Source organism: Hydrogenispora ethanolica, from assembly GCF_004340685.1.
Classification (GTDB): Bacteria; Bacillota; UBA4882; order UBA8346; family UBA8346; genus Hydrogenispora; species Hydrogenispora ethanolica.
The window spans coordinates 1-23,633 of record NZ_SLUN01000052.1; the positions used below are offsets into that span (position 1 = coordinate 1).

20 protein-coding genes and 2 pseudogenes are annotated in these 23,633 nt (G+C 47.8%); 16 read left to right on the forward strand and 6 right to left on the reverse strand.

What is annotated here, in order from left to right; translation table 11 throughout:
- Positions 1 to 399 precede the first annotated feature (399 nt).
- Entirely contained in the window at positions 400 to 648 is a 249-nt protein-coding gene (locus EDC14_RS24625) for an AbrB/MazE/SpoVT family DNA-binding domain-containing protein (protein ID WP_132017531.1), read from the forward strand.
- Positions 649 to 900: 252 nt separating this feature from the next.
- Here EDC14_RS24625 and EDC14_RS24630 read toward each other — a convergent pair whose 3' ends face one another.
- The 4 genes and pseudogenes from EDC14_RS24630 to EDC14_RS27855 all read right to left on the reverse strand — a co-directional run.
- Positions 901 to 1,455 (reverse strand): flavodoxin family protein, encoded by a 555-nt coding sequence (locus EDC14_RS24630; protein WP_132017479.1) that lies wholly within the window; start codon positions 1,453 to 1,455, stop codon positions 901 to 903.
- A gap of 76 nt (positions 1,456 to 1,531) precedes the next feature.
- Positions 1,532 to 2,293, reverse strand: coding sequence for an SDR family oxidoreductase (locus EDC14_RS24635; RefSeq protein WP_132017481.1), 762 nt, complete (start codon positions 2,291 to 2,293; stop codon positions 1,532 to 1,534).
- A gap of 487 nt (positions 2,294 to 2,780) precedes the next feature.
- Positions 2,781 to 3,668, reverse strand: coding sequence for an AraC family transcriptional regulator (locus EDC14_RS24640; protein WP_132017483.1), 888 nt, complete (start codon positions 3,666 to 3,668; stop codon positions 2,781 to 2,783).
- 369 nt (positions 3,669 to 4,037) lie between these two features.
- Positions 4,038 to 4,184 (reverse strand): annotated as a pseudogene (locus tag EDC14_RS27855) (IS3 family transposase); the annotation flags it as partial.
- Between the two features lie 490 nt (positions 4,185 to 4,674).
- On the opposite strand from EDC14_RS27855, the gene EDC14_RS24645 reads away from it, so the two are divergent.
- From EDC14_RS24645 to EDC14_RS24660, 4 genes are all read left to right on the forward strand, one after another.
- On the forward strand, positions 4,675 to 5,598 hold the full coding sequence (locus EDC14_RS24645) for a substrate-binding domain-containing protein (protein ID WP_424337437.1): 924 nt from the start codon (positions 4,675 to 4,677) through the stop codon (positions 5,596 to 5,598).
- Positions 5,599 to 5,810: 212 nt separating this feature from the next.
- The gene (locus EDC14_RS24650) at positions 5,811 to 7,331 is read left to right on the forward strand and encodes a sugar ABC transporter ATP-binding protein (protein WP_132017487.1); all 1,521 of its coding nucleotides are present in this window, start codon (positions 5,811 to 5,813) and stop codon (positions 7,329 to 7,331) included.
- Positions 7,324 to 8,400, forward strand: a complete 1,077-nt coding sequence (locus tag EDC14_RS24655; RefSeq protein ID WP_132017489.1) for an ABC transporter permease — start codon at positions 7,324 to 7,326, stop codon at positions 8,398 to 8,400. The genes EDC14_RS24650 and EDC14_RS24655 overlap by 8 nt, the downstream gene beginning before the upstream one ends.
- The gene (locus tag EDC14_RS24660) at positions 8,388 to 9,518 is read left to right on the forward strand and encodes an ABC transporter permease (protein ID WP_132017491.1); all 1,131 of its coding nucleotides are present in this window, start codon (positions 8,388 to 8,390) and stop codon (positions 9,516 to 9,518) included. The genes EDC14_RS24655 and EDC14_RS24660 overlap by 13 nt, the downstream gene beginning before the upstream one ends.
- Before the next feature lie 137 nt (positions 9,519 to 9,655).
- On the opposite strand, the gene EDC14_RS24665 is transcribed toward EDC14_RS24660, so the two are convergent.
- Positions 9,656 to 10,327 carry an RloB domain-containing protein gene (locus tag EDC14_RS24665; protein WP_132017493.1) on the reverse strand — a complete coding sequence of 224 codons (672 nt, stop codon included), beginning with the start codon at positions 10,325 to 10,327 and terminating at the stop codon, positions 9,656 to 9,658.
- A complete protein-coding gene (locus EDC14_RS24670; RefSeq protein WP_132017495.1) occupies positions 10,327 to 11,670 on the reverse strand; it encodes an AAA family ATPase in 1,344 nt (447 codons plus the stop codon). The genes EDC14_RS24665 and EDC14_RS24670 overlap by 1 nt, the downstream gene beginning before the upstream one ends.
- 319 nt (positions 11,671 to 11,989) lie before the next feature.
- Between EDC14_RS24670 and EDC14_RS24675 the strand changes: the two are divergent.
- From EDC14_RS24675 to EDC14_RS24720, 11 genes and pseudogenes are all read left to right on the forward strand, one after another.
- A pseudogene (locus EDC14_RS24675) lies at positions 11,990 to 12,247 on the forward strand (transposase domain-containing protein); the annotation flags it as partial.
- A gap of 232 nt (positions 12,248 to 12,479) precedes the next feature.
- Positions 12,480 to 12,620, forward strand: coding sequence for a hypothetical protein (locus EDC14_RS26970; RefSeq protein ID WP_165908300.1), 141 nt, complete (start codon positions 12,480 to 12,482; stop codon positions 12,618 to 12,620).
- A 235-nt stretch (positions 12,621 to 12,855) separates the two neighbouring features.
- Positions 12,856 to 13,233 (forward strand): OsmC family protein, encoded by a 378-nt coding sequence (locus EDC14_RS24680; protein WP_132017497.1) that lies wholly within the window; start codon positions 12,856 to 12,858, stop codon positions 13,231 to 13,233.
- A gap of 222 nt (positions 13,234 to 13,455) precedes the next feature.
- A complete protein-coding gene (locus tag EDC14_RS24685) occupies positions 13,456 to 14,055 on the forward strand; it encodes a nitroreductase family protein (RefSeq protein ID WP_132017499.1) in 600 nt (199 codons plus the stop codon).
- A 410-nt stretch (positions 14,056 to 14,465) separates the two neighbouring features.
- Positions 14,466 to 15,320: a class II fructose-bisphosphate aldolase gene (locus EDC14_RS24690; protein WP_132017501.1), complete on the forward strand. Its 855-nt coding sequence runs from the start codon at positions 14,466 to 14,468 to the stop codon at positions 15,318 to 15,320.
- Positions 15,321 to 15,518: 198 nt separating this feature from the next.
- Positions 15,519 to 17,675 (forward strand): sensor histidine kinase, encoded by a 2,157-nt coding sequence (locus EDC14_RS24695; RefSeq protein ID WP_165908301.1) that lies wholly within the window; start codon positions 15,519 to 15,521, stop codon positions 17,673 to 17,675.
- Positions 17,672 to 19,000 carry a sigma-54-dependent transcriptional regulator gene (locus EDC14_RS24700; RefSeq protein WP_132017505.1) on the forward strand — a complete coding sequence of 443 codons (1,329 nt, stop codon included), beginning with the start codon at positions 17,672 to 17,674 and terminating at the stop codon, positions 18,998 to 19,000. The genes EDC14_RS24695 and EDC14_RS24700 overlap by 4 nt, the downstream gene beginning before the upstream one ends.
- A gap of 331 nt (positions 19,001 to 19,331) precedes the next feature.
- Complete coding sequence (locus EDC14_RS24705) at positions 19,332 to 20,261, forward strand: ABC transporter substrate-binding protein (protein WP_165908302.1); 930 nt, start codon at positions 19,332 to 19,334, stop codon at positions 20,259 to 20,261.
- A 74-nt stretch (positions 20,262 to 20,335) separates the two neighbouring features.
- Positions 20,336 to 21,832 (forward strand): sugar ABC transporter ATP-binding protein, encoded by a 1,497-nt coding sequence (locus EDC14_RS24710; protein ID WP_132017509.1) that lies wholly within the window; start codon positions 20,336 to 20,338, stop codon positions 21,830 to 21,832.
- Positions 21,829 to 22,803 carry an ABC transporter permease gene (locus EDC14_RS24715; protein WP_132017511.1) on the forward strand — a complete coding sequence of 325 codons (975 nt, stop codon included), beginning with the start codon at positions 21,829 to 21,831 and terminating at the stop codon, positions 22,801 to 22,803. Before EDC14_RS24710 ends, EDC14_RS24715 begins: the two co-directional genes overlap by 4 nt.
- Positions 22,804 to 23,194: 391 nt before the next feature.
- Complete coding sequence (locus EDC14_RS24720) at positions 23,195 to 23,575, forward strand: HEPN domain-containing protein (RefSeq protein ID WP_132017513.1); 381 nt, start codon at positions 23,195 to 23,197, stop codon at positions 23,573 to 23,575.
- Positions 23,576 to 23,633: the final 58 nt, after the last annotated feature.

Consider the following 23,633-nt stretch of genomic DNA (forward strand, 5'->3'; position numbering starts at 1 on the left):
TCCTTCGTATTGTAGCTCTGTTCTAAGCTCTCGCTTAGTTTAACCTACGTTTTGCGAATCGGATGCTGGCACTTCCATTATATCTTACACGGATCATGGCATCCCTTACAAGGATCGCAAGATCCTTTGAAAGGATCGAGGCATCCCTTACAAGGATGGCTTTCATCCTAACAAGGATGAAGAAGATCCGAGTTGGACGAAAGACCATACCTGACACGAGAGGGGATCGACTGATATATTAGCAGGGCCGGGATGGGGGACGGAGGGTCGGGAAAGGTCGGGCAGGAAGAAAATGGACGGGTGCGCTGCTTATTTAAGTTGGTCCATTGAAAAAGGGTAAAGACAAGAAACTCAAGCGCGATGAAGCATTGACGGAACTGAAAAGAGGGACCTATCATGATGAGACCTATCGGGGCTGTTCGAAGAGTGGATTGTCTCGGCAGAATTGTGATTCCCAGTGAAGTACGGCGGACCATTAACATTGATGAAGCTGATTCCCTTGAGATTTACGTCGATCGCGACATGATTGTCATGAAAAAATATGAACCGGCTTGCGTCTTTTGCGGGAGTCCCGAAGGAGTAAAAATCGTCAGGGAAAAAAATATTTGTGCTTCCTGTCACCGGGCTTTGAAAGACCTCGGTCTTTGATAGTCGGCTTGAATGTCAACGGCGGCGGCCGCTTCGCTGAAAAGGACCATTATCCGAGTGTTTCCTACCGAAACGGAAGATGAGGAGAGATCCGCTATGGACCGAGGTTGTTTTGGCAAACGGAAGGTTTATGCTACTATGAGAAAGGCGTCCATTAATGCAAACAAAGGCAATCAGCCCGATTGACTGTTGCCCCTTTAAAAATATTTGCTCTATTTTACCAAATTGGTAAAACTTCATTAGTCCATCAAACTAACTTAATTTTTTACCCATATTTTCAGCTTCCTCTAAAATCTCAGACTGCCGTATCATATCGTCTCTTTCGTTTAAGTCACCGACAATAATATTGCCGGCATTTTCCATCCCAAAGTAACCAAAAAGTTGATTCAAATATTCCGTCACATTACTGAATGCCGCTGCAGGCGCGCCGCTACATGTAACGGTGATGTACTTTTTCCCCGGCAAGTGTTTTGCAGTCAGATCAGGCTTTAAAAACGGACGGAATCTGTCAAGGAAATTTTTTGTTACTCCGCTAACCTGCAGCATATATATCGGTGTTCCCACAATAAGGTAGTCTGCTTTTACGATTTGGGGGAAAAGTTTTGTTAACTTGTCATCCATTGAACAAAAATCGACCTTTTCGAGCTGACATGCATCACATGCTATACATCCTTGATGATTCATTTCGGATAAATTGTAAACATCAACCTCATGACCACTTTCCTTGGCACCTTTACAAATAGCATTTACTATTTTGGCCGTATTGCCATCTCTTCTTGGACTCCCTATGAATGCCATCACTTTCATTCTTATTCCTCCTGTTGTACTTTTTCATAATGTATTGATATTGTAAATTCTTTTCTTATTCTCATAAGTGTTATGTTTATTCGATTGCAGCTTTCATCGCGTTGTACATCTTTTCTGCGTACTCGTCAATTTCATCGCGCGACATTCGCAAGCGGTCTGCTGAAGTACTGTATCCGATTTCCGTTTTCCCTTCTTCCAATCCTTTGAAAATGCCGTCCGCGAAGGCATCTAGCGGTTCTATCCGCGTATGCAGCCATGCTCCGTTTAAATCCGTAGCGACTGCCGGCGGAGCTATTTCGATCACTTCGATGGCTGTAGCTGAAAGCTGGTATCTCAGGCTCATCGTAAAAGAATGAAGTGCCGCTTTTGTGGCCGAATAAATCGGAGTAATCGCAAGTGGTGTAAACGCTAATCCAGACGTCACGTTAATAATAGCCGCCGCTCCTTTTTCAGCAAAGAATGGCGCGAACAGCAGGGAGAGATGGATAGGCGCTTCAAGGTTTGCCGTAATTTCCTTGCTGAAGTAGCTCCAATTGTGCTTGGCATCGGCTTTTAATACATTGAAGCGCTGTAGAATTCCGGCATTGTTGACTAATCCATTTGTCTCTGGATAATTGGCGGTTACCCAATCGAATAATGCTATACGCTCGGATTCGATCGTCAGATCGCATCTACGGGTAATGATGCCTGGGAATTTTTCTTTGGCTTGTTGAAGTACGTTTTCCCGTCGCCCGCAAATAATGATTTGATTTCCGCGCTTGATAAAGCGTTCCGCAAAAGCCAGCCCGATTCCGGAACCTCCACCCGTAATGAGTATGGTGTTGCCCGAAAGTTTCATATGACTTCCACCTTTCAATTTTAATTATTTCAGCATCAGCAACAATCCCTAAATGCAATTCTAGGTTTTCGTTTATACCATTACCTAATCACTTTATCATGTTCGCATTTTCAACGCCTGAATGATTCAATCGAAATATAGCACAATCTTATCATGCACAGCGGGAGATGAAATCATACTGCGTCTGTATCGAGAGCAGGTTGTCGAATCAAATAACAATGAAAAGGACACTCCAAGGTGGAATGTCCTGCTGTTTTTACCCACTATTATAAGCGTTGTGATAAACCCTGTCCGAAGGCCAGGGTGAACACAAAAACTCAGAAAAGCAAGTGATAAAGTCGTTTTTTAGTCCTCTGAAAGGATGATTTCCGAATTGGAGACTTTATCACATGGCTTTTATATCAGCTGATATTATCGTGAATGGCGACAACTACCAGCCCGCTTTGGTTCTTGCATCAAAGGGTTTCAAAGCCCAGTGTTTACCTGCCTACTTTTTTACATATTTTTCTCTGAATTCACGAGGAGTTTCCTTGCGGCATTTTTTAAAGAAACGGCTAAAATAATTGCCATCATTAAACCCTGTATCCATTGCGATTTCAACAATTGTTTTGTCGGTATTCACCAAGAGCTGCGAGGCCTTCTGAATACGCATGCGGCCCAGAAATTCCATCGGTGAAAATCCCGACACCGTTTTGAAGACTCTGGAAAAATGGATCGGGCTCAAATGCGTAACTTCCGAAAGCTTCTTCAGCGTGATTTTATCTGCCAGATGCGACTCCATATAGGTAATCGCCGGCTTAATTTGCTTCAACCTTCGGTACTGCATATCCAGTTCGGATTGGTCGGCTACTGTTTTCGTAAACTTGCGCAGCAGGGCAGTTAATATTTGATAGCCTAATCCTCTTAGCGCAAGTTCATACCCCTCCTTTTTCTCCCCGAACTCTTTGATGATATGCTTCATACAGCCGAGCAGAAAGTCATCATTGGAAATCTTATTTTCAAATCGTACTCGGTTTTTCAAAAGCAGCTCCGTATACATCGTTTGCTGCAGATCGGGCTGGTTTCCGAGCAGCAACAGGAGATCAATCTTCAACGAATAATACTCCAAATCCGATTCCGGATTCTCTCCGGAATGGATTTCATTGGGGTTCACAATGGCAATCGAATCTTGCTCGGCTAAAATCTTTTGCTTGCCGCACTGCAACAGTAGCATTCCTTTTTTAACGTACATCAGCATGAACTGCTCGTGCCAGTGCGGCGGAAAAATCGTTCCATTTTCCTTGAAGAAATAATGTTCGATATGAAGCGGGCTCGTTTCATTTTTCCCCAAAGCATGGCCGTACATATTCTCGTCGATTATCAGATCGTTTCCCATCGCTCACACTCCAGGCGCTAATATAATACTATTGTTGAGTAAAATGATTGAATCTTTACAATATACCAATTATAACAGATTGTACTTAATTGCGGGAATTATGATATTGAATTCGATGGAGATTGGATGAAAAAACGCCGGAAGTAAAATAGCCAGGTAAAGAACCGTATGAAAACGTGATGATAATGTGCTATTCGGAAGGAGATTTGACGATTGTATCCTTTTGTGTTTTAGAGCAGTTCTCTACTTCCTTTAGAAGCCATGTGAAAAGTCTTCAAATTAGAAAATTTGGCTTATTAAAGAATTTAAAACGACTTTTGCTTCTCTGAGCTTTTGTAATCACCCTGTCCCTCAGACAGGGTTAATCACAGTGCGAATGTAGGTAATATCGGCCACCCAGACCTGGTTGGGCCTATCGGTTTGGAACTGTCGGTCTAAAAGATTCGGAGCAATCGGATGACCGTGCCTGGAATTGGTGGTTTCCTTAAACTTTCGCTTATACCGTGCCTTTAACCCCATTTTCCGTTTAACACTCAGCTCCTTACGTTTATTCTACCTTTTATCTGAGTGTCTGGCAATTCGGGGGAAAGTCATAGATTTTTTAACGCTGAGGAGGGAGAAACGGGCCTAAAACCATAGCCGCGTGATTTTAGGCATCTTCGACCCCTCCCCCATAGCTATCGTTTTTTGATAGCGTGATGGGGGAGGGCGGGCAGCTTTGAAAGGCCCAATGGGTGGGGGCATTGGCAGCATGGCCGACCTGAACACATGACATCACCGTAAAAATTTAAGCCTTTTATCAAGCACAACTAGCACAACGCGTTAGATTAAGCATTGTTATCGAAGGGCATAAAGGAGCGAAAAAAAATTATAGTAAAATCAAAAATCATCTATGGTGAAATGGTTTTTAAATTGGATATAATTATTTTGTCGACGTTAACACAAATGAAATATTTTTTCTAGGAGGTAAAGTATGAAAATTAAGTTTCTTGTATTGGGCCTTGTCATGTCTTTGTTGGTTGGGTTTACAGGTTATGCAAAATCCGGTCTGATTAAGGTTGGCATCATCAACAATCCGCCGTCTGAATCCGGATATCGCGCAGCGAATGTGGCAGACTTTGAAAAAGTATTCACAAAAGCAAAGGGGTATGAGGTTTCAACCTTCTACAGCTTGAAGAATGATGAACAGCTTAATGCAGCGTCTCAGTTTATCACAGACGGGGTGGACTATATTCTTATTTCAGCAGCTGCTACGGATGGTTGGGCTTCAGTTCTTACAAGAGCTAAAGAAGCAGGTATAAAAGTGTTTTTGTTTGACCGTATGTTAAATGCACCTAACAGTCTTTATGAAGCAGCTGTTGTTTCTGACATGGCAAATCAGGGCAATACGGCTGTTAAGTGGCTAAAAGCACAGAAACTGCCTGAATACAATGTCATCCACATTCAGGGTGCAATGGGTAGTGACGCACAGATCGGCCGTACAGCCGCATTGGATAAAGAATTCAAGGCCGGTACAATGAAAAAAGTCGTTCAGCAGACTGCAACCTGGGATGAAGCTGAAGCCAAGAAAATTGTCGAATCAGTAATCAATTCCAAAAAGAAATTCAACGTTATCTATGCTGAAAATGACGGTATGGCTAAAGGTGCTGTCGCAGCGCTTGATGAAGCTGGTATTACACACGGTGTTGGCAAACAAGTTGTTATAATGGGTTTCGACTGCAACAAGTGGGCGCTTAGAGAACTTCTTGCTAAACGCTGGAACTATGATGGACAGTGCAGTCCTTTCCAGGCAACTGTAATCGACGGAATGATTAAGAAGCTTGAAAAAGGTGGAAAACTTACAACGAAGAAAGTTATTTCTCAAGAAAAAGGTTTTGATGCAAAAACTATTACTCAAAAAGATATTGATACTTATGGTCTTGGACAATAATTAAGTCTCTTCAATTTATAAGCGGCGTGGAGTGTGCGGGTTTTTCTCACATACTCCACACCGTTAATTAAAAGCAGTGGGTTTGACCGCTTTTTGTCCTGATATAATTGTATCAGGACAAGTTATGATAACCCACTTTTAAGGTATATAATGATCCCGATTTATCGGGATCATTATATAAAATTCCAAAACATAAAGGCGGTTTGTTTTAAATGAAGAATGACATCGTTTTATCTATGCGTGGAATTAGCAAAACTTTCCCAGGTGTCCGGGCCTTACATAATGTAGACTTTACCCTTTGTAAGGGTGAAATTCACGCTCTGATGGGTGAAAATGGAGCCGGTAAGTCAACTTTAGTCAAAGTCTTAACAGGCGTATATCAGAAAGATTTTGGGCAAATCAAAATAGCAGGAATTGAAAAAGAAATTACGATAAAATCGCCTCAAGAGGCTCAGAATTTAGGTATTAGCACAGTTTATCAGGAGATAACACTCTGCCCGAACCTTACAGTTGCTGAAAATATGTTTATCGGACGAGGCAACTACCGTTTTATAAACTGGCGTTCAAGAGAAAAGAAGGCAACAGAAATTCTTACTAAGCTTAATATCCCGGTAAGCGCTACCCGGCAACTTGGCACTTGCTCGCTGGCTATACAGCAAATGGTAGCTGTTGCCCGTGCAGTTGATATGGAATGCAAGGTACTTATTCTGGATGAACCTACTTCCTCGCTGGATGAGCAGGAGGTTGCATTACTTTTTACTCTTATGCGGGAATTAAAGTCTCGTGGTGTTGGCATCATCTTTATAACGCATTTCCTCGAACAGGTATACGAGATAAGCGACAGGATAACCGTTTTGCGGAACGGTGAGCTGGTTGGAGCTTACGAAATAAATGATTTGCCACGCATTAAGCTTATTTCAGCGATGATGGGTAAAGAGCTTGATGATATTTCCGAATTACAGCATCGAAAAAAATCACAACTCTTTCAGGATGCCCCGCCTGTTTATGAGGTATTCGGATTATCGAGCGCAGAAGGTATAAAGCCGTTTGACTTCAAAATTCATAAGGGAGAAATAAACGGGTTTACCGGGCTTCTTGGCTCCGGCCGCAGTGAAAGCGTACGTGCTATATTCGGTGCTGATCGAATTACCGGCGGTAAGGTAAGGATAAACGGAAAAGATGTTAAGATTTCCAAACCCGGGGATTCCATGAAGCATGGTATCGGTTATCTTCCCGAGGATAGAAAAGGGGACGGCATCATTGAAGATTTATCTGTACGTGAAAATATCATACTTGCCTTACAGGTATTGAAAGGCTTTTTAAGGCCTTTTTCCAAAAGTGAAGCTGAAGCTTTCGCAGAAAAGTATATCAAATTATTAGGAATTAAGACCGCTTCGATGGATACGCCGATTAAATCACTTTCGGGCGGTAATCAGCAAAAGGTAATACTTGCCCGTTGGCTCTTAACAAATCCACAGTATCTTATCCTGGACGAACCGACGCGCGGTATTGACGTCGGTACAAAAGTCGATATACAAAAACTCGTGCTTAAGCTTGCCGAGGAGGGCGTCAGCGTCACGTTTATTTCGTCGGAAATAGAGGAGATGCTTACCACATGTTCACGGCTCATCATCATGCGGGATCGCAAAATAGTGGGCGAATTGAAGGGAGATGAAATGACACAGGTGAAAATCATGCACACAATCGCGGGAGGGACGGCTCAAAATGGTTAATAGTTTAAAGAAACTGACACAATCTCAACTGGCTATGCCGTTATTTGCGCTTTTTTTAGTTGTAATTTTTAATTTATTCAGAGATGTTGGATTTTTTTCCATAAGTGTAATAACTAACAACTACGGAAACACCGTTCTTTCAGGAAATATAATCAGTATATTGAACGGAGCATCCGAGCTTGCTATTTTGGCAATCGCCATGACGCTCGTAACCTCGGTGACGAAAGGACAGGATATAAGCGTGGGCGCATTAGCGGCAATAGCTGGCAGTATTTTTGTGAAAGTGCTTCGTGCAAATGAAATTACAATGCCGGTTATTCTTATGTCATTATTGGCAGCCGTTGTTGTTGCAATTCTTTTTGCCTTGTTTACCGGTACATTGGTTAGTAAATTCAATATACAACCGATGATTGCATCATTAATATTGTTTACTGCCGGACGCCCTATAGCATATTGGATAAACGGCGGAGCAACGCCTAATGTCGAAAGTCCGTTATTAAACTATATAGGTAGTTTTATTCCGGGTATCCCAATCCCCACCCCCATTCTTATTATAATAGTATTCGGGATACTGGTCACACTCGCCTTGAGGTTCACCAATCTTGGATTGTACATACAATCGGTTGGTATAAATGAAAGAGCCGCCCGTTTAAACGGGATCAATCCTGTTTTTATGAAACTATTGGTATTCATGATACTTGGTGTTTGTGTTACTATTGCGGGTTCCATCAATGTCTGCAGAATAGGGCTTATTAACCATGAAACCATTCTCCTGGATATTGAAATGGATGCTATTTTGGCAGTTGCCATTGGAGGGAATGCCCTTAGCGGCGGAAAATTCAAATTAGCCGGGTCAGTGATAGGGGCATACATTATTCAGGCGTTGACGATTACGCTTTATGCTATGCAAGTTTCATCAACGGCAGTAAAAGCTTATAAGGCAATAGTTATTATAGCTCTCGTTGTAATTGGTTCGCCGGTTATACAAGAATGGGCACTTAAACTGCGCGACAGGCTCTTCAAAAAACCGAAAAAAAATAACGGAGAAAAATTGATATGGCATTATTAAAAAGAATTAAAGATATATTTACTCTTAAACAGGAAGACAAACCCAGGGAGCCTATTTCAAGCACTGCTTTGCTTTTGACCATAACGATCAGCGCGTTCGTCGTTATGTACGTACTTGCCATGATTATCTGGGGCGGTGGGTTTCTGAATATTCAGCAATTTTTAGACATTTTTAATAACAATGCGTATTTAATCGTGATTTCCTGCGGACTCACCGTTGTTATGATAGCTGCCGGCATAGATATTTCGGTGGGAGGCACGGTCGCTCTAATAACCATGTCCTGTGTAGTTTTTCTGGATAGCCGTGGCGGAAGTATTGCAGGCTCAATGATTTTGGCTTTGGGCATTGGACTGGCGATTGGGATAATTCAGGGGTTTCTTGTATCATATTTGAATATACAGCCCTTCATTGTTACTTTGGCGGGTATGTTCTTTACAAGAGGAATGACAACCATCGTCAGCAGCGCCCCGCATACGGCGACTAATGAAGCATTTCTGGCCCTAAAAAATTTTAGTATTATCGTTCCGGGCATCGGTTCTTACGGAAAATCCGGTAATTTTATTCCCGCCAGAATTGAGCCGGGTGTATTAATAGCTTTAGTGATTGTATTAGCTGTATGGGCGATTTTGAAATGGACGCGTTTCGGGCGTAACCTCTATGCTGTGGGCGGTAACAGCGAGAGTGCGTTAATGCTTGGTATAAATGTTAAACGCACCAGATTTTTTTCCTATATACTATGCGGGTTATTTTCCGGAATAGCCGGTTATGTCTATCTCTTGCACACAGGAGCCGGAAACGCGTCGAATGCGTCTCAGGCGGAAATGCAGGCGATTGCGTCATCAATCATCGGCGGAACATTATTAACCGGCGGTGTCGGCAGCGTTATCGGTACGCTTTTCGGAGTGATGTCTTTAAAGACGATAAACAATATTGTAATTGCATCGGGACTTAGAGAGCCGTATTGGCAAAGTATTACTACCGGTCTAATGCTTTGCTTCTTTATCTTGCTTCAAAGCGTAATTCTCGCACTTCGTAAAAAGAGCGGCGTACGGAATGGCGAAAACTGGAGAAAGCATAAAATCTGGAATTTCTTGACTTCTCAAAGAAACAGCGAATAGGTAAAATTCGGCAAAAGTCAAAGACCATGAGGAAGGCCTCTATCCAAAGTATATCAGGGAAACCTCGTTCGGTTGGCCTTCAAAGCAGTCAACCACGGCCGCTACCGCATCGGCTTGGAAAGCTTGATGTTTAAATTTTAAGCGCATGAATTACACCCCGTGTCATTTAATACTTTTTCGATAAATTGATGCATCCTGAGATCCGGGTTCCGATAATATTTGACCGATCTATCCGTAAAGCATGGTTCTCCGACCTCTGAGTTTTTTTGGATAATTTCCATTGCATAGGTTATCGCTTGATATACATCCGTTAATTGAATCTGAGACAGTATATTCAAAATTGTTGCTTCTTCTTTAATATCCGCTTCTGCCGGCAAATGATAAATCTCCCGGATTATCGGCGCATACTGACTCGGCTGATTAACACACCGTTCAAATCGGGATTTATGCAAAATCAACCAAAGGTCAAAACACAAGTTGCTATAAGCCGGGAAAACCTCCTTTTCTTTACACTTATCCAGAGCTTGACGAAACTGCCCCTCTTTCAAGTCTTGGTCAAAAATAGCAGTTTTCATCTGGTGTTCGGCATGATAAACTGTAGCGCTTGCTGCCCTTTCTGCTACAATCAATGGATTTCCGCCGCCACAACAAAAAAAGAGAAAATCCACATTATAAGTCCGACTTTCACACTGATGAATAAGCTTTTTTAAATGCTTTAGATAAAGTTCCTCTTGAAGTCCTTCATATGCTCCCCGATAGACTTGGATTTGTCGCCGTTCGTGCGGTTGACGGCGGCTTTTCCCGGCCATTAGGATTCACCTTCTTTACCGTGTAAAGCCTGGTGAACAGCGGCTTCAAAATCAACAAACGGGATCGCGCCATACTTCCCGGCGAGGTAATTTTTCATGAATCGTTCATCATCCCGCACAGCTTTTTCCCCGTAAGTCTTAAAATCGGCCAACGAATATAATTCACTTTCGTAGGTGTCCCGGTCTTTCGCCACAAACAAGATTTGATCGCGGCGAAATATATTTTTATTTAAATAAATCGGGTTATGGGTATTAAAAATCAACTGGGCTCCGTTGGTATTGAGCTTTGGATTATTGAACACACTGACAATCGCCGCCACCAAATCCGGATGCAACGATGCATCCAATTCATCGACGACCAACACGGATCCTAGTTTTAAAGCTTGAACAAAGGGGAATGAAAACTCCAGCATTTTGATAGTCCCTTTGGATTCTAAAATTTCAGATTTAATATCCAAACCTTGGCCAAAAGGGTTCCCCGGGATTGGATAACGGGACCGCAGTTGGGTTTTCTGTTCCGAATCCGAATTACGACTCACTTCCAGCCGGATGTCTTGCGGCCCGAAATCGGCATGGCGCAACATTGCATTCATGACGTTATTGCGGAGAATAAATTTTTGATTGGTAAAATGCTCCGGCAATTGCACCTCTAACTTGGCTTCATCAAAATCGGTTATCGTAATTAATTTTTCCTGAAACCAACGGATGACTTTGCCGGCTAATTCATTATTCACCACGCTTTTGAAAGCGCCGCAGAGAAATAAATCGGTAGCTTCAAGGTTGGCGTTGATTTGACTTTCCAACGTTTCCAAGAGACTCACAGAAGTCTTCCCGGAATAAAACTTTAATGTCTTTTTATCTTTTATGAGGGTAACTTGGTTATAATCCCTTACAAAAACGTCTTTTTGATCAACGATTAAATACTCATTGGCAATTAATCTTTTCGTTTCCCGAACATCTTTGCTTTCCCAACGCGATTCAAGACTTAACCCGTAGATATACTCTACCCCTTCTAACAAAAAAGTCACTTCAAGTCTGACCGGTTCCGAATATTTTTGATAATCATGAATAAACGGAAATACCTCTATCATCTCGGAGATTAAATTGTCTTTTTGTTTTCGGATGTTCCCTTTTCCAGTGACATATTTTAGAAAATCCAGTCCCATCACAATGCTTGTTTTACCGCTGGCGTTCGGCCCATAAATGACCGCAGACGGCAAAATTCGTCGTCCATCAGTCTTAATTAAGAAGTCTTCGTGTGTTCTTTGCAGTGAAGCCAACATGGATAGCACGGTTTCCTCATAAAAAGAGCGAAAGTTTTTCATTTTAAGTTCCAATAACATATTTCTCACCTCCTAATCCCTATTATACGCAAAAACAGCCCAAAAAACACTATTAATTTGAGAAAATTTCGTAAATAAGTGGTGCATTTCTCCTTAATCTCCGTTCCCGGGGATAGCATCTAAAACAAATTGCTTCATTGGCTTTATCTTCAAAGCACGCCACCAAAGAGTTCCCAGCAACAAAATGAACCTTCTTAAAACACCACCAATTCATACGTGTGGGTATATAGCTCCGGCCAGTACTGTCAAAATCCCATCTGGCTCTTCGAGTATCAGCCGAGCAGAAGTGGCCAATATCCACAAAAATTTCTAAAAGGGTGAGGACGGAAAATGTTCGATCTCCAACAACTGTCACGATCGGCCAGAAAAACTGGTTGTTCAGTGGAAGTCCTAAAAGCGCCGCTGTCAGCGCAATGGCGTATAGTATCATCGAAACAGCGAAAGCCAATGGCCTAACCCCCTACAAACATCTCTTGTACATCTTCAAAAACCTACCTGGGGTTCTATTCAGGCAATTTCCTGAATTTTTAGAGACTTCCTTCCTTGGAGCCCCGAAATTCAAACCAACTGCAAATAGCGATAAACACCGCCACTATTATACCTTGGGCTTTACTCTTTTCAAATCCACCACCTTATTGGACGCTTACTGTATAAATAGCAGGCTCCCATCTCTAGCCTCGCAACTAAGGATTATCCAAATTCACGACGAGATCGTCTACTCCGATCCGGAACACCGGGAACTGGGCGAAGCACCGCGGGGAATTGATGAAACAGCTAAACGAAAATTGACTCCGGAAGACCAAAAGTTATTGGACCGTCTCGACTGCGCCTATATGGAACGGATGAACCGCCAGGATGAGTTGCTTTACAGTGAGGGACTGATGGATGGGATCTTATTCGGTTATTGGGTGGCGCTGATAGGCGGGGGAGTGGAGAAGATCAGGGTGTGACCGGAATTTTTTGAGGTTGCAGTGTTTAGTAAAGACTTTAGTCACTTGGCTTTTATAAGACAACCCGCCGAGCAAATCTGTCTATAAGTTGTGTATTTCAAATTTTCCCAATATGTATTACAATACATAATATCATAAAATATTGTTTGGCAATTCGCATGGAAGGGATATGGAAGTATAACTACCGGAAGAGAATTACTAAAATTTTGCTATTAATAAGGAAGGAACAATAAACATGGTAAAAGCTACACCCGTCGGGGAACCATACAGCTGTCTGATAACAGATGCCACTCATCAATTAATTGCCGATACCACCAGCGATAAAGGCGGCAATGACAATGGATTTCGGCCGCATGAGCTATTGGAAGCGGCCTTGGCAAGTTGTTTGACAATTTCACTTCGAATGTACTTGGAAAACCAGGGAATTAAAATCGATTCTTGCTCGGTTACCGTAGAATTGGATCGTTCAAACCCGGATAAAACCGTATTTCGGAAAAAGGTAGAATTAAATGGCGCTATTTCCGAATCAGATCGCAAAAGGATTGAGGCGGTACTGGCTTCTTGCCCAGTGCAAAAAACCCTCAGTAAAGAATTGGCATTTGTATTGGAGTGAAAATTCAACTCTTCTTACCAAATAATGAAGGATTATCGAAAATTTGAAAGATTGATGGGTCAAACAACAACGCCCATACCAAAGCCATTTCTGCCCCGATTAGTTTGAGCGGCGCTATATAGGTTGAATTAAATTTCTAATATGCATCATGTCGCGTAATAATATGGAGATGAAGCAGCAAAATCGCGAAAATTTCAATCCATTCCATGGGAGGGGAATCAAATGGCCAGCGACTTTTACGCGGCTATCCAGAACCGTCGCAGTATTTATGGGATCGGCAAGGATCCGGCCGTGGCCGATGAGAAAATTCTGGAGCGCATCCGGCAAGCGGTTAAGTATACCCCGACGTCGTTCAATTCTCAAACCGGACGGGCCGTCCTGTTGTTGAATGAACATCATCATAAATTATGGGATCTCACGGAGGGAGCCTTGCGCAAGGTCGTCCCACCGGAGGATTTCGCGCCGACGGCGGAGAAGATCGCCTCCTTCCGGAACGGTTACGGAACGATCTTGTTCTTCGAGGACCAAACTATCGTGGCGAACCTGCAAAATCAATTCCCGCTTTATCAAGATAACTTCCCGGTCTGGTCCCAGCAGTCCTCGGGAATTCTGCAGTATATCGTCTGGACGGCGTTGGAACTGGAAGGGCTGGGCGCTTCCCTGCAGCACTACAATCCGCTCATCGACGACCAGGTGAAAAAGGAGTGGCGGATTCCGGAGGCTTGGAAACTCATCGCCCAGATGCCCTTCGGGAAGCCCACCGCGCCCGCCGGCGAAAAAGGCTTCATGCCGCTGGAAGAGCGGGTACTGGTGTTCAAATAACCTCCCGCGGCAGCGCGATTGAAGGATACGATTTACCGGAGCCATGGGATTTCCGCCCATGGCTCTTTTGCGCGTTTGAAACGCCTCCTATCTCGCGCTGGCCCGTCGCATCCAAGTCAAGCGCGCCAATGTGATAAAGGGATTTCCAATTTCTCAGCGAATATGTTATGAAAGGCTGATATGCAGCGCCATGATTGAATCGTACGCTTTGCGAAAAACGTTAAAGCGTACGCTATGTTGGCGGATCCCGCGCCGAGGAGCCATGTCGTTGCATTCATGAGGATAAACGGGTATGATGAAAACCGGGATAAGCTGAGGATCCAAGCAACCTTTCACTGATTCCATCCGGTTGCAATCGTTAGAATTGAAAATCAAATCATCGAGTCAAGAGAAGCAGGGAGGTTATGCCGATGTTAGTCACACTTGCGGAAGTCCTGAAGGACGCCCATGCCAAGCGGTATGCGGTGGGAGCTTACAATGCCCTGAGTTTGGAGATGATCCGGGGGATCATCGCGGCGGCCGAGGCCGAACGGGCGCCGGTCATCCTGGAACATGCCGAGGTTCATTTTCAATTCACTCCGCTGGAGGCGATTGCGCCGATCATGATCCACGAGGCCCGGCGGGCCAAGGTCCCGGTGGTCGTCCATCTGGATCACGGCCAGCATGTGCCGGTGATCCGGCAGGCGATCGAGCTGGGGTTCTCCTCGGTGATGTTTGACGGTTCGACGTTGCCGTTTGCCGAAAATGTCCAGACCACCCGCGCCGTGGTGGAGTTCGCCAAGGAGCGGGGCGTTTCGGTGGAAGCTGAATTGGGACACGTCCCCACCTCCAGGGTGAGCGGCGAAGGAGCGGCTCACGGAGCGGACGATACCATCTATACGGACCCGGATCAAGCGGTGGAGTATGCCGCCGCCACCGGCGTCGACGCCCTGGCGGTGGCCTTCGGCACAATTCATGGCAAATACCTGGCAGCACCCAGACTGGATTTTGAGCGGCTGCGGCTGATCAAGGAACGGACCGCCATGCCTTTGGTGATGCACGGCGGATCGGGGTTGACCGAAGCGGATTACCGTCAAGCCATCGCCGCCGGCGTGAATAAGATCAATTACTACTCTTACCTAGCCAAGGATGTGGCGGAAAAATTGGCTTCGTTCCTGAGCGGCGGGGAACATTTTTACCATGAACTCATCCCGGTGACCATCGACGCGGTTCGGGAGCACGTCGCGGGGACGATGCGCCTGTTTGGCACCGCGGGCAAGGCTTGAAAGCCCGGTTGAACGGAATGTTGTAGGGGATGCCGTCGCGACGTTGGCCGAGCGACGGCATTTCTTTATCCGCCCCCGGGAGTGGATTGCTTCCGGCGGATTTCCAGAAAAATTAAGCAGGATTATCCGTCGGAAATGCGTACTTATTGTAAGGTATAAGCGACTGTCGACCGGACGGTTCGCGGGAGGATGGCTGAGATGAAATTTCGGTCCAAAGTGATGCTGTTGGGCGTGACCATTGTACTTTTGCCGATGCTGGTCTCCACTTTCGCAGCCACCCGGCTGGTTTTTTCCCAAAATGAAAAGGATGCCCACGAACGGATCCGGGAGTCGACCGCCCGAATCATCCGGGAACTCCAATCCATCGAGGCCCAGTATGCGGAACGCGGCCGGAAATACGCCAAGACCGACAATCTGGTGATGTACACTAACGTCCTGTTCCGCTATCACAAGTATCTGACGCCGGAAGGGTATGCCACGGTCCAAAACTCGTTGTCCGTGGATCTGACGAAGTTGAAGATCGGCCTGAACGTGGACAACATCGAAGTGCGGGATGCCTATAATAAACTATTGGCCAGGGACGCCTCGTCCGGGGCCGCCGTGCCGGCGGATGCGGCCGCGAGTCCCGTCCGCGCGCCGCGGCGGGACGGAACCCGTTATTTGTTGCAGGGTGGCCGGTTCATCCTCCAATCCACCTCCACCATCCAAAAACGCGACCGGCTCTTGGGATACCTGATCCTGACCAAGTATCTGGACGCCAATTTCTTGAAAGAGGTTTCCGGAGTGAATGGAACCGAGGTGGCTTTTTTCCGGAACAACCGTTTCTTGGACGGGACCATTGCCAGATTTCCAGTGACGGAGATGGCCCATTCGGATCTGGCGCACCCGATTCAGATCAAGATTCAGAAGACCCCCTACAGTTTCATATTCTCGCCCATCTACGCCGAGGGCAACGACCAGTACTACGTGGCGGTGGGGGTCTCCTACCTGAAAACGCTCCAGAAGATCAACGAGACCGCCAGGATCCTGATCGGAGTGGCGGTGGGAGCGATGCTGATCGCGCTCGTCCTCATCTATTTCTGGTCCGGCCGGACGGTCGGACCGCTCCTGCGGCTGGTCAACGCGGTCCAAGCCATCGGCCGGGGCGATCTGGGCCAGAAGATCACCGTCGAAAGCTCGGACGAGATCGGGCTCCTGGCTTCGGAGTTCAACCAGATGACCACCTCGCTCCAGGAGAGCCGGAGCCAACTGGAGGACGCCAACCGGAATCTCTTCGAGATGAAAGAGTATATTTCCAATATTGTCGATAGCATGACCATGAGCCTGGTGGTGGTCGACAGCGGTTTCCGGATTACCGTGGTCAATTTGGAATTTGAGAAATGGCTCGGCGAGTCCCGCGAGCGGCTGGTGGGCAGGAGCCTGGAAGATCTCCTGGAATTGGGGGACGGCGCGTTGCTCCACAAGCATTTGCTGCGGGTCATCGAGACGCACGAGACCCAGATCCTGACCAAAGTCCATTGCAAGATCGGGACGCGGAAGATCGTCGCCAACATCCGCTTCTCGCCGCTGGAGGATGTGGAGCAGTCCTCGGCCGGCGTGGTGATGATCATCGAGGATATTACTTCCCGGGTGAATCTCGAGGAAAAGCTGGCCATCTCCCAGCGGCTCGCCTCCATCGGCAACCTGGACGCCGGACTGGCCCATGAGGTCAATAATCCGCTCGGGATCATCCTGAATTATATCGAAGTCTGCCGCATGGATACTCAGGATGAGAAGCTCGATTCCTACCTGAAGAAGATCGGGTCGGAGACCGAACGGATCGCCGGAATCATCCAGCGCCTGCTGGAGTTCTCCCGCCAGTCCGAGACCCGCTTCAAGCCGGTCAATCTCCCGGAGATTATCGAGGAGACCGTGGATCTGGTGGAGTTCAAGCTGCGCAAGGAGAATATCGTTTTGGAACGGGATTACGGCTTGGATGAGGCCTGGGTGATGGCTGACAAAAGCCGCCTGAAACAGGTCTTCCTGAATATCATCCTGAATGCGGTCCAGTCCATGCCGGGCGGCGGCCGGTTGGCGGTGCGGCTGGCCGAGAGCGGGGACGGGCAAGGCTTTGATCTGGCCTTCTGTGACTCGGGACGGGGCATCCCCAAAGAGCATCTCAGCCGGATCTTCGATCCGTTCTTCACCACCAAGGAGGTCGGCGAAGGGACCGGCTTGGGATTGTCCGTCAGCTACGGAATCATTCAGGAACATTTCGGAACCATTGATGTGAAAAGCACGGAAGGAAAGGGTTCGACCTTCACCGTCCGTCTGAAGAAGATCGCCAGTGAGGAAAGGAGTAGTGCGCTTTCATGACGGGACGTCGGGTAATTTTGGTAGTGGATGACGAGGCGGGAATGCGCGAAAGCCTTTGTGAAATTTTAGCCCGGGATGGATACGCCAATCTGACCGCCGGAGACGGCTGGCAAGCGATCCAACTCGTTCAAGAGAAACCGGTAGACCTTGTGTTACTGGACATTAAGATGCCGGGCCTGGACGGCATTGAGACGCTCAAGCGGATCAAGGCCCTCCATGAGCAGTTGCCGGTGGTCATGGTCACCGGCTACGGCACTATCGAAAGCGCGGTCCAGGCCATGAAGTATGGCGCCAAGGACTATATCACCAAACCGTTTGTGATCAGCAATTTACGCAACGTAATCACGGAAAATCTGAAGCCGCCCGCGGCGGCGGCAACCAGTTCCTCGTCGGGACCCTATGAAGGGATCATCGGGCAGAGTCCGGCGATGAAACGGTTGTTTCAGACTCTCGCCAAAGTCATCGCGAGCGAAGCGACCGTGCTGATCATGGGAGAGAGCGGCACCGGCAAGGAACTGGTGGCCCGGGCCATTCACCGGGAAGGTCCCCGGAAAGAGCGGCCGTTCATCGGGATTAATTGCGCCGCGATCCCCGAGAACCTGCTCGAGAGCGAGCTGTTCGGCTACGAGAAAGGGGCCTTCACCGGCGCGGTTGCCCGGCGTATCGGCAAGTTCGAACAGGCCGACGGCGGCACGCTCTTTTTGGATGAGATCGGTGATATGAACCTAGCCACCCAGGCCAAGATATTGCGGGTGCTGGAAGAAAGGGAATTGGTCCGCCTCGGCGCGGTCAATTCCGTGAAAATCAATGTCCGGATCATCGCCGCTACCAACAAAGATCTGCTGGAAGCGGTAAACGCCGGTTCCTTCCGGGAGGATCTGTATTACCGGCTCAACGTCGTGCCGTTGTTAATGCCCGCGCTGCGCGAGCGCAAAGAGGATGTTCCGTTGCTGGTCAAACACTTTTTGCTGAAATACAGCGAGGAATATAGCAAACCCATGAAAAGCATCCCGCCGCAGTGGCTGGAGATGCTCAAGAATTATCATTGGCCCGGCAACGTCAGGGAATTGCGGAATATCGTCGAGCGCATCGTGGTCCTGGGGGAGAAAGGCTTCAATCTCGAAGAACAGTTGAACCTGGAAGAGAATCCGCCGCCAGCCGTTGAAACGGCCCAGATGTCGTTGAAATTGACAGACAAGCAAGAACAGGAGAAGATCCAGGCCGCGTTGGAGATGGCCCGCTGGAATAAGACCCGGGCGGCCGAGATTCTGGAGATCAGCCGAAAATCTTTATACGAAAAGATGGCGAAGTACGGATTGCTGTAAGGTGGTTTGCTCGGCCGAAGCCGAGGTTGAAGCGGAATGCCACGAGGACCGTTCCATGATTGGTGTAACGTTGATCCCCGTGGCATTTTCATTTTGCAAATGGGGATTGTGGATAACCCCCGGAGCTTCATCTCGAGCGTGGCGGAGCCTACAAAAGTTACAAAATGTAACTTTGGGTAACAACCATGTTACCGAATGGATCGCGAAACAAAGTTGTTTCAGTTTGTTAAGGAAAGGAACGGCGATGTTTCGAAGCCGTTGGCATGAATTTTGCTTATATATAAAATTGTCTGGCCAGACACTGAAAAACATTAGGGAGGAACGATTATCCATGAGAAAGAGATCAGTTGTGTTGTTGCTCGTATTTGCGCTCGTCCTGGCGTCGGTTTCCACGGTGAGCTTCGCCGCCAAACAGCGGGTCTTCGGTGTTACCTTCATGACCATGAACAATCCGTTCTTTGTAGCGATGGAAAAGAATATTCGGGCTGAATTGAAAAAGATGGATCCCAACGCCAAACTGATCGTTGGCGATTCCCAGTTCAACCTCTCCAAACAGATTTCTGACGTTGAAGACATGATCCAGCAGAAGATCGATATCTTGTTATTGAACGCCGTCGATTCCAAAGCGATCGCTCCGGCAGTCGTCGCTGCCAACAAAGCCAAGATTCCCGTGATCACGCTGGACGTCAACGCCGAAGGCGGCAAAGTCACCAGCTTCATCGCCACCGACAATTACCTGGCGGGCAAGCTCGACGGCGAGTACCTGGTAAAACGGTTGAAAGGCAAAGGAAACATCGTTATCATCAACGGCACCCCGATCACCTCGGTAATGCAGCGGGTCCAAGGCTTTAAAGATGTAATCAAGAAGTATCCGGGCATCAAAGTCGTGGCCGAGCAGAACGGCGAAACCAATGAGACCAAATCCATGGAAGTCATGGAGAATATCCTTCAGGCGCACCAGAAGATCGACGCGGTGTTCGGCATCAATGACCCGACCGCGCTCGGCGCTTTGGCCGCGGTAGAGACCGCCGGGAGACAAAACGAGATGTTCATCCTCGGCGTGGACGGCTCCCCCAACGCTGTCGAAGCCATTTTGAAAGGAAAAGCTCTGGCCGCGACCGCCTCGCAATTCCCCGCCGAGATTGGCCGCCAGGGCGTGCAGGTCGCCTTCAAAGTGTTGAAGGGTCAGAAAGTGCCGGCTGAGATTAAAGTGAAATCGGAATTGATCACCAAAGAGAATGCCAAAGGATTCAGCTGGTAAGACAGGTTAAGGTCGCAAAGGGCGCGGCGGGCAACTTCCCGCGCCCTTTCCAATCAGCCCGAGGAGGTTGAATGATGTCAGATACAATTCTAATGCTGGAGAAGATCGTCAAAGACTTTCCCGGCGTCCGGGCCTTAAATAATGTCTCGTTGGATGTGAAACGCGGGGAAGTGTTGGCTCTGGTCGGCGAGAACGGAGCCGGCAAATCAACCTTGATGAAAGTGATCTCCGGAGTCATCCGGCCGGATCACGGAACCATTATTTTGAACGGCAAAAAAGTACAGATCAAATCGCCGCAACACGCCCAAGAACTTGGGATTAGCATTATCCATCAGGAATTTAACTTGATCCCGCATCTGAGTGTGGCTGAAAACGTTTATCTGGGCCGGGAGCCCGGCCGTTCGCTCAAAGGTTTTATCGATTGGCCAAAATTATATCGGGATACGGAAGCTCTGTTGCAAGAGCTGGATATAGATCTGGATGTCAAAACCCCCATTTACAAGCTGAGCGTCGCCTATCAACAAATGGTGGAGATCGCCAAGGCGTTGTCCGTCAATGCCGATGTGATCATCATGGATGAGCCCACCGCCACGCTCACGCAGCATGAGATCGAAAATCTTTTCCGGATTATCAATTCCCTGAAGCAGAAAGACGTTACCACGATTTATATATCGCACCGGCTGGAAGAGTTGTTCATCATCTCCGACCGGGTTACCGTGATGCGGGACGGTTGCACCGTGGGCAGCTTGATCACCCGAGAGGCGGACCGGAAAAAGCTGATTGCGATGATGGTCGGCCGGGATTTTCAGGATGAATTTCCCAAACGGACCTGCACGGCCGGGGAGATTGCCCTGTCGGTCAGGCATCTCTCCAATTCCAAGCTGCGCGATGTCAGCATGGAGTTTCACCGTGGCGAGGTGGTCGGAATCTCCGGCCTGGTCGGTGCCGGCCGCACCGAATTCGCCCGGGCGGTCTTTGGCGTCGATCCCGTGGCGGTCGGGGAGATCGAGGTTTTTGGCAAAAAAGTCCATTTCAAATGTCCGAAAGACGCGATCGAGGCCGGCATCGGCTTGGTCCCGGAAGACCGCAAGCTGCAAGGACTGGTCCTCAAGATGAGCGTCAGCGAGAACCTGACCTTCGCCGCACTGGAAGAGATCATGAACGGCTGTTTCTTTCACTGGTCCAAGGAACGGGAGACCGTCGATCATTATGTGCGGGATTTGCGGATCAAGACCCCCGGCCCCAAACAGCAAGTCGTCAATTTGAGCGGCGGCAATCAGCAAAAGGTGGTCCTCGCCAAATGGCTGTTTGTCGGGAGCAAGATCCTGTTTCTGGATGAGCCGACCCGGGGCGTGGACGTGGGAGCGAAACGGGAGATCTATCAGATCATCAATCACCTGGCGGAACAGGGAATCGCGGTGATTCTCATCTCCTCGGAGCTGCCGGAGATCATCGGGATGAGCGACCGGATCTATGTGATGCATGAAGGCAGAGTCAAAGCGATGCTCCCCGGCGGGCAGACCACGGAACAGCAGATATTAACCTATGCAACTGGAGGCGAAAAGATATGAACCAACCCAATGTGGCTTTTGAAAAGGGCGTCAAGAATCTCAAAGGTTTGCTGGAAAAAAGGGAAGCCGGGGCGCTATTGGGCCTGCTCCTCATGTGCATCGCCATCTCCTTTATCAGCGATTTCTTTTTCACCTTTTCCAACCTGATCAACATCGCCCGTCAGGTCTCCTTGAACGCCATCATTGCCGTGGGTATGACGCTGGTCATTCTCACCGGCGGGATCGATCTGTCGGTCGGTTCCATCGTGGCCTTATCCGGAACCGTGGCCGCGAGCCTGATGGTGAATGGGCATAGTCTCTGGGTGGGGATCCTCGCCGGACTGGCGATTGGGATTGTCGCCGGCCTGATCAACGGTTTGACCATTACCCGGTTCAAAGTCCCGCCGATCATCACGACGCTGGCTATGATGACCGCCGCCCGTGGTATCGCGCTGGTTTACACCAATGGCTATCCCATCTCCAACCTTCCCGAATCCTTTGTCTTTTTGGGAAGAGGGTATCTGGGCCCGATCCCGGTGCCGGCCATTGTGATGATCGTGGTGTATGTCTTGGGATATATTCTGCTGACCCAGATGAAGATCGGGCGGTATATCTATGGTTTGGGCGGCAATGAAGAAGCGGTACATCTTTCGGGGATCAACGTCAACCGGACCAAGATTCTGGTCTATATGTTGTGCGGCTTGGCCTCGGCCATCAGCGGCTTGATCCTGGCTTCGCGCCTTAATTCCGGCCAGCCGTTGGCCGGTACCGGTTTTGAAATGGACGCCATCGCCGCGGTGGTGTTGGGCGGGGCGAGCATCAGCGGCGGCGAGGGCACCATCGCCGGAACCCTGATCGGCGCCCTGATTATCAACGTCTTGAATAATGGACTGAATCTGATGAACGTCAACCCCTATAGCCAAATGATTGTCAAAGGCCTGGTTCTGGCCGCGGCTGTGGCAATCCGCACCCGAAAAGGAAAGGCCAAATAAGTTCATCCGGGCGTAAGTTTTGGTATCCTGAAAGGGCTGGTCGCGAAAGCGCCAGCCCTTTATCCATATCTTTGCGAGAGCGATTTTGGCTCAACTTTTTCATCGGATAGAATCAAGGCAAATATGTCGCAGGCTACCCGGGTGTTCAAGTGTATTGGCTTCCCTATCCGGCGGCCCGAAGATCTGGGCTAAAAAACGGTGCTTTGCAATATGCTATAAGGACTCGCGAAGCGATCTTCCGGAAAGGTTCATTCGCAAGAGACCTGGGAAGATCCGGGGCTGGGGGTGCAAGCGGAGAGTATAAGAAAATTTTCTCCCATTCAAAATAAGAATGGCGACAGGGAAATGCGAATGGCTCCAGAATAATGTAGGGATTAACAATGGGGGGATGATGACCATTTCTGCGACCATTGAAGTCTTGATTGACGAGGCGGATCAATGTTTGGCCCAGGCCGAGAAGGAAAGCGGCAAAGATTTGGCCCGGAGTCTGCAACTGCTCCAGCAGGGCGTCGGAAAACTGCTGCAGGCCTACTTGATTGCCAACGAAAAACGCTCGCCGACCCGCCTGCGGGAACAGTTCGAGCTTTGCCAGCAGATTGAACCGGATTTCGCTTCGATCGAAGAGGAATTGGAATACTTGTTATCCGTCAATCCCAAAGAGGCCGAAGCGGAGGACGTGATTGACACCGCCAATGAGATTTGGGATTTTGTGACGGATCTGTTGGAGAATAGCGAAGCCTTTGAAGAGGATTTCTCCGACGAACTGGATTAAGGTTGAATTTCTATAGTAAAAATTTCCAAAAGATGAAGGAAAATATTGTAAAACCCCG

Bases quoted from the DNA above. Each gene is read 5' to 3' on its own strand.
- EDC14_RS24625 (WP_132017531.1), top strand. From the start codon at position 400: ATGAGACCTATCGGGGCTGTTCGAAGAGTGGATTGTCTCGGCAGAATT.
- EDC14_RS24630 (WP_132017479.1), bottom strand. From the start codon at position 1,455: ATGAAAGTGATGGCATTCATAGGGAGTCCAAGAAGAGATGGCAATACG.
- EDC14_RS24635 (WP_132017481.1), bottom strand. From the start codon at position 2,293: ATGAAACTTTCGGGCAACACCATACTCATTACGGGTGGAGGTTCCGGA.
- EDC14_RS24640 (WP_132017483.1), bottom strand. From the start codon at position 3,668: ATGGGAAACGATCTGATAATCGACGAGAATATGTACGGCCATGCTTTG.
- EDC14_RS24645 (WP_424337437.1), top strand. From the start codon at position 4,675: ATGTCTTTGTTGGTTGGGTTTACAGGTTATGCAAAATCCGGTCTGATT.
- EDC14_RS24650 (WP_132017487.1), top strand. From the start codon at position 5,811: ATGAAGAATGACATCGTTTTATCTATGCGTGGAATTAGCAAAACTTTC.
- EDC14_RS24655 (WP_132017489.1), top strand. From the start codon at position 7,324: ATGGTTAATAGTTTAAAGAAACTGACACAATCTCAACTGGCTATGCCG.
- EDC14_RS24660 (WP_132017491.1), top strand. From the start codon at position 8,388: ATGGCATTATTAAAAAGAATTAAAGATATATTTACTCTTAAACAGGAA.
- EDC14_RS24665 (WP_132017493.1), bottom strand. From the start codon at position 10,327: ATGGCCGGGAAAAGCCGCCGTCAACCGCACGAACGGCGACAAATCCAA.
- EDC14_RS24670 (WP_132017495.1), bottom strand. From the start codon at position 11,670: ATGTTATTGGAACTTAAAATGAAAAACTTTCGCTCTTTTTATGAGGAA.
- EDC14_RS24680 (WP_132017497.1), top strand. From the start codon at position 12,856: ATGGTAAAAGCTACACCCGTCGGGGAACCATACAGCTGTCTGATAACA.
- EDC14_RS24685 (WP_132017499.1), top strand. From the start codon at position 13,456: ATGGCCAGCGACTTTTACGCGGCTATCCAGAACCGTCGCAGTATTTAT.
- EDC14_RS24690 (WP_132017501.1), top strand. From the start codon at position 14,466: ATGTTAGTCACACTTGCGGAAGTCCTGAAGGACGCCCATGCCAAGCGG.
- EDC14_RS24695 (WP_165908301.1), top strand. From the start codon at position 15,519: ATGAAATTTCGGTCCAAAGTGATGCTGTTGGGCGTGACCATTGTACTT.
- EDC14_RS24700 (WP_132017505.1), top strand. From the start codon at position 17,672: ATGACGGGACGTCGGGTAATTTTGGTAGTGGATGACGAGGCGGGAATG.
- EDC14_RS24705 (WP_165908302.1), top strand. From the start codon at position 19,332: ATGAGAAAGAGATCAGTTGTGTTGTTGCTCGTATTTGCGCTCGTCCTG.
- EDC14_RS24710 (WP_132017509.1), top strand. From the start codon at position 20,336: ATGTCAGATACAATTCTAATGCTGGAGAAGATCGTCAAAGACTTTCCC.
- EDC14_RS24715 (WP_132017511.1), top strand. From the start codon at position 21,829: ATGAACCAACCCAATGTGGCTTTTGAAAAGGGCGTCAAGAATCTCAAA.
- EDC14_RS24720 (WP_132017513.1), top strand. From the start codon at position 23,195: ATGACCATTTCTGCGACCATTGAAGTCTTGATTGACGAGGCGGATCAA.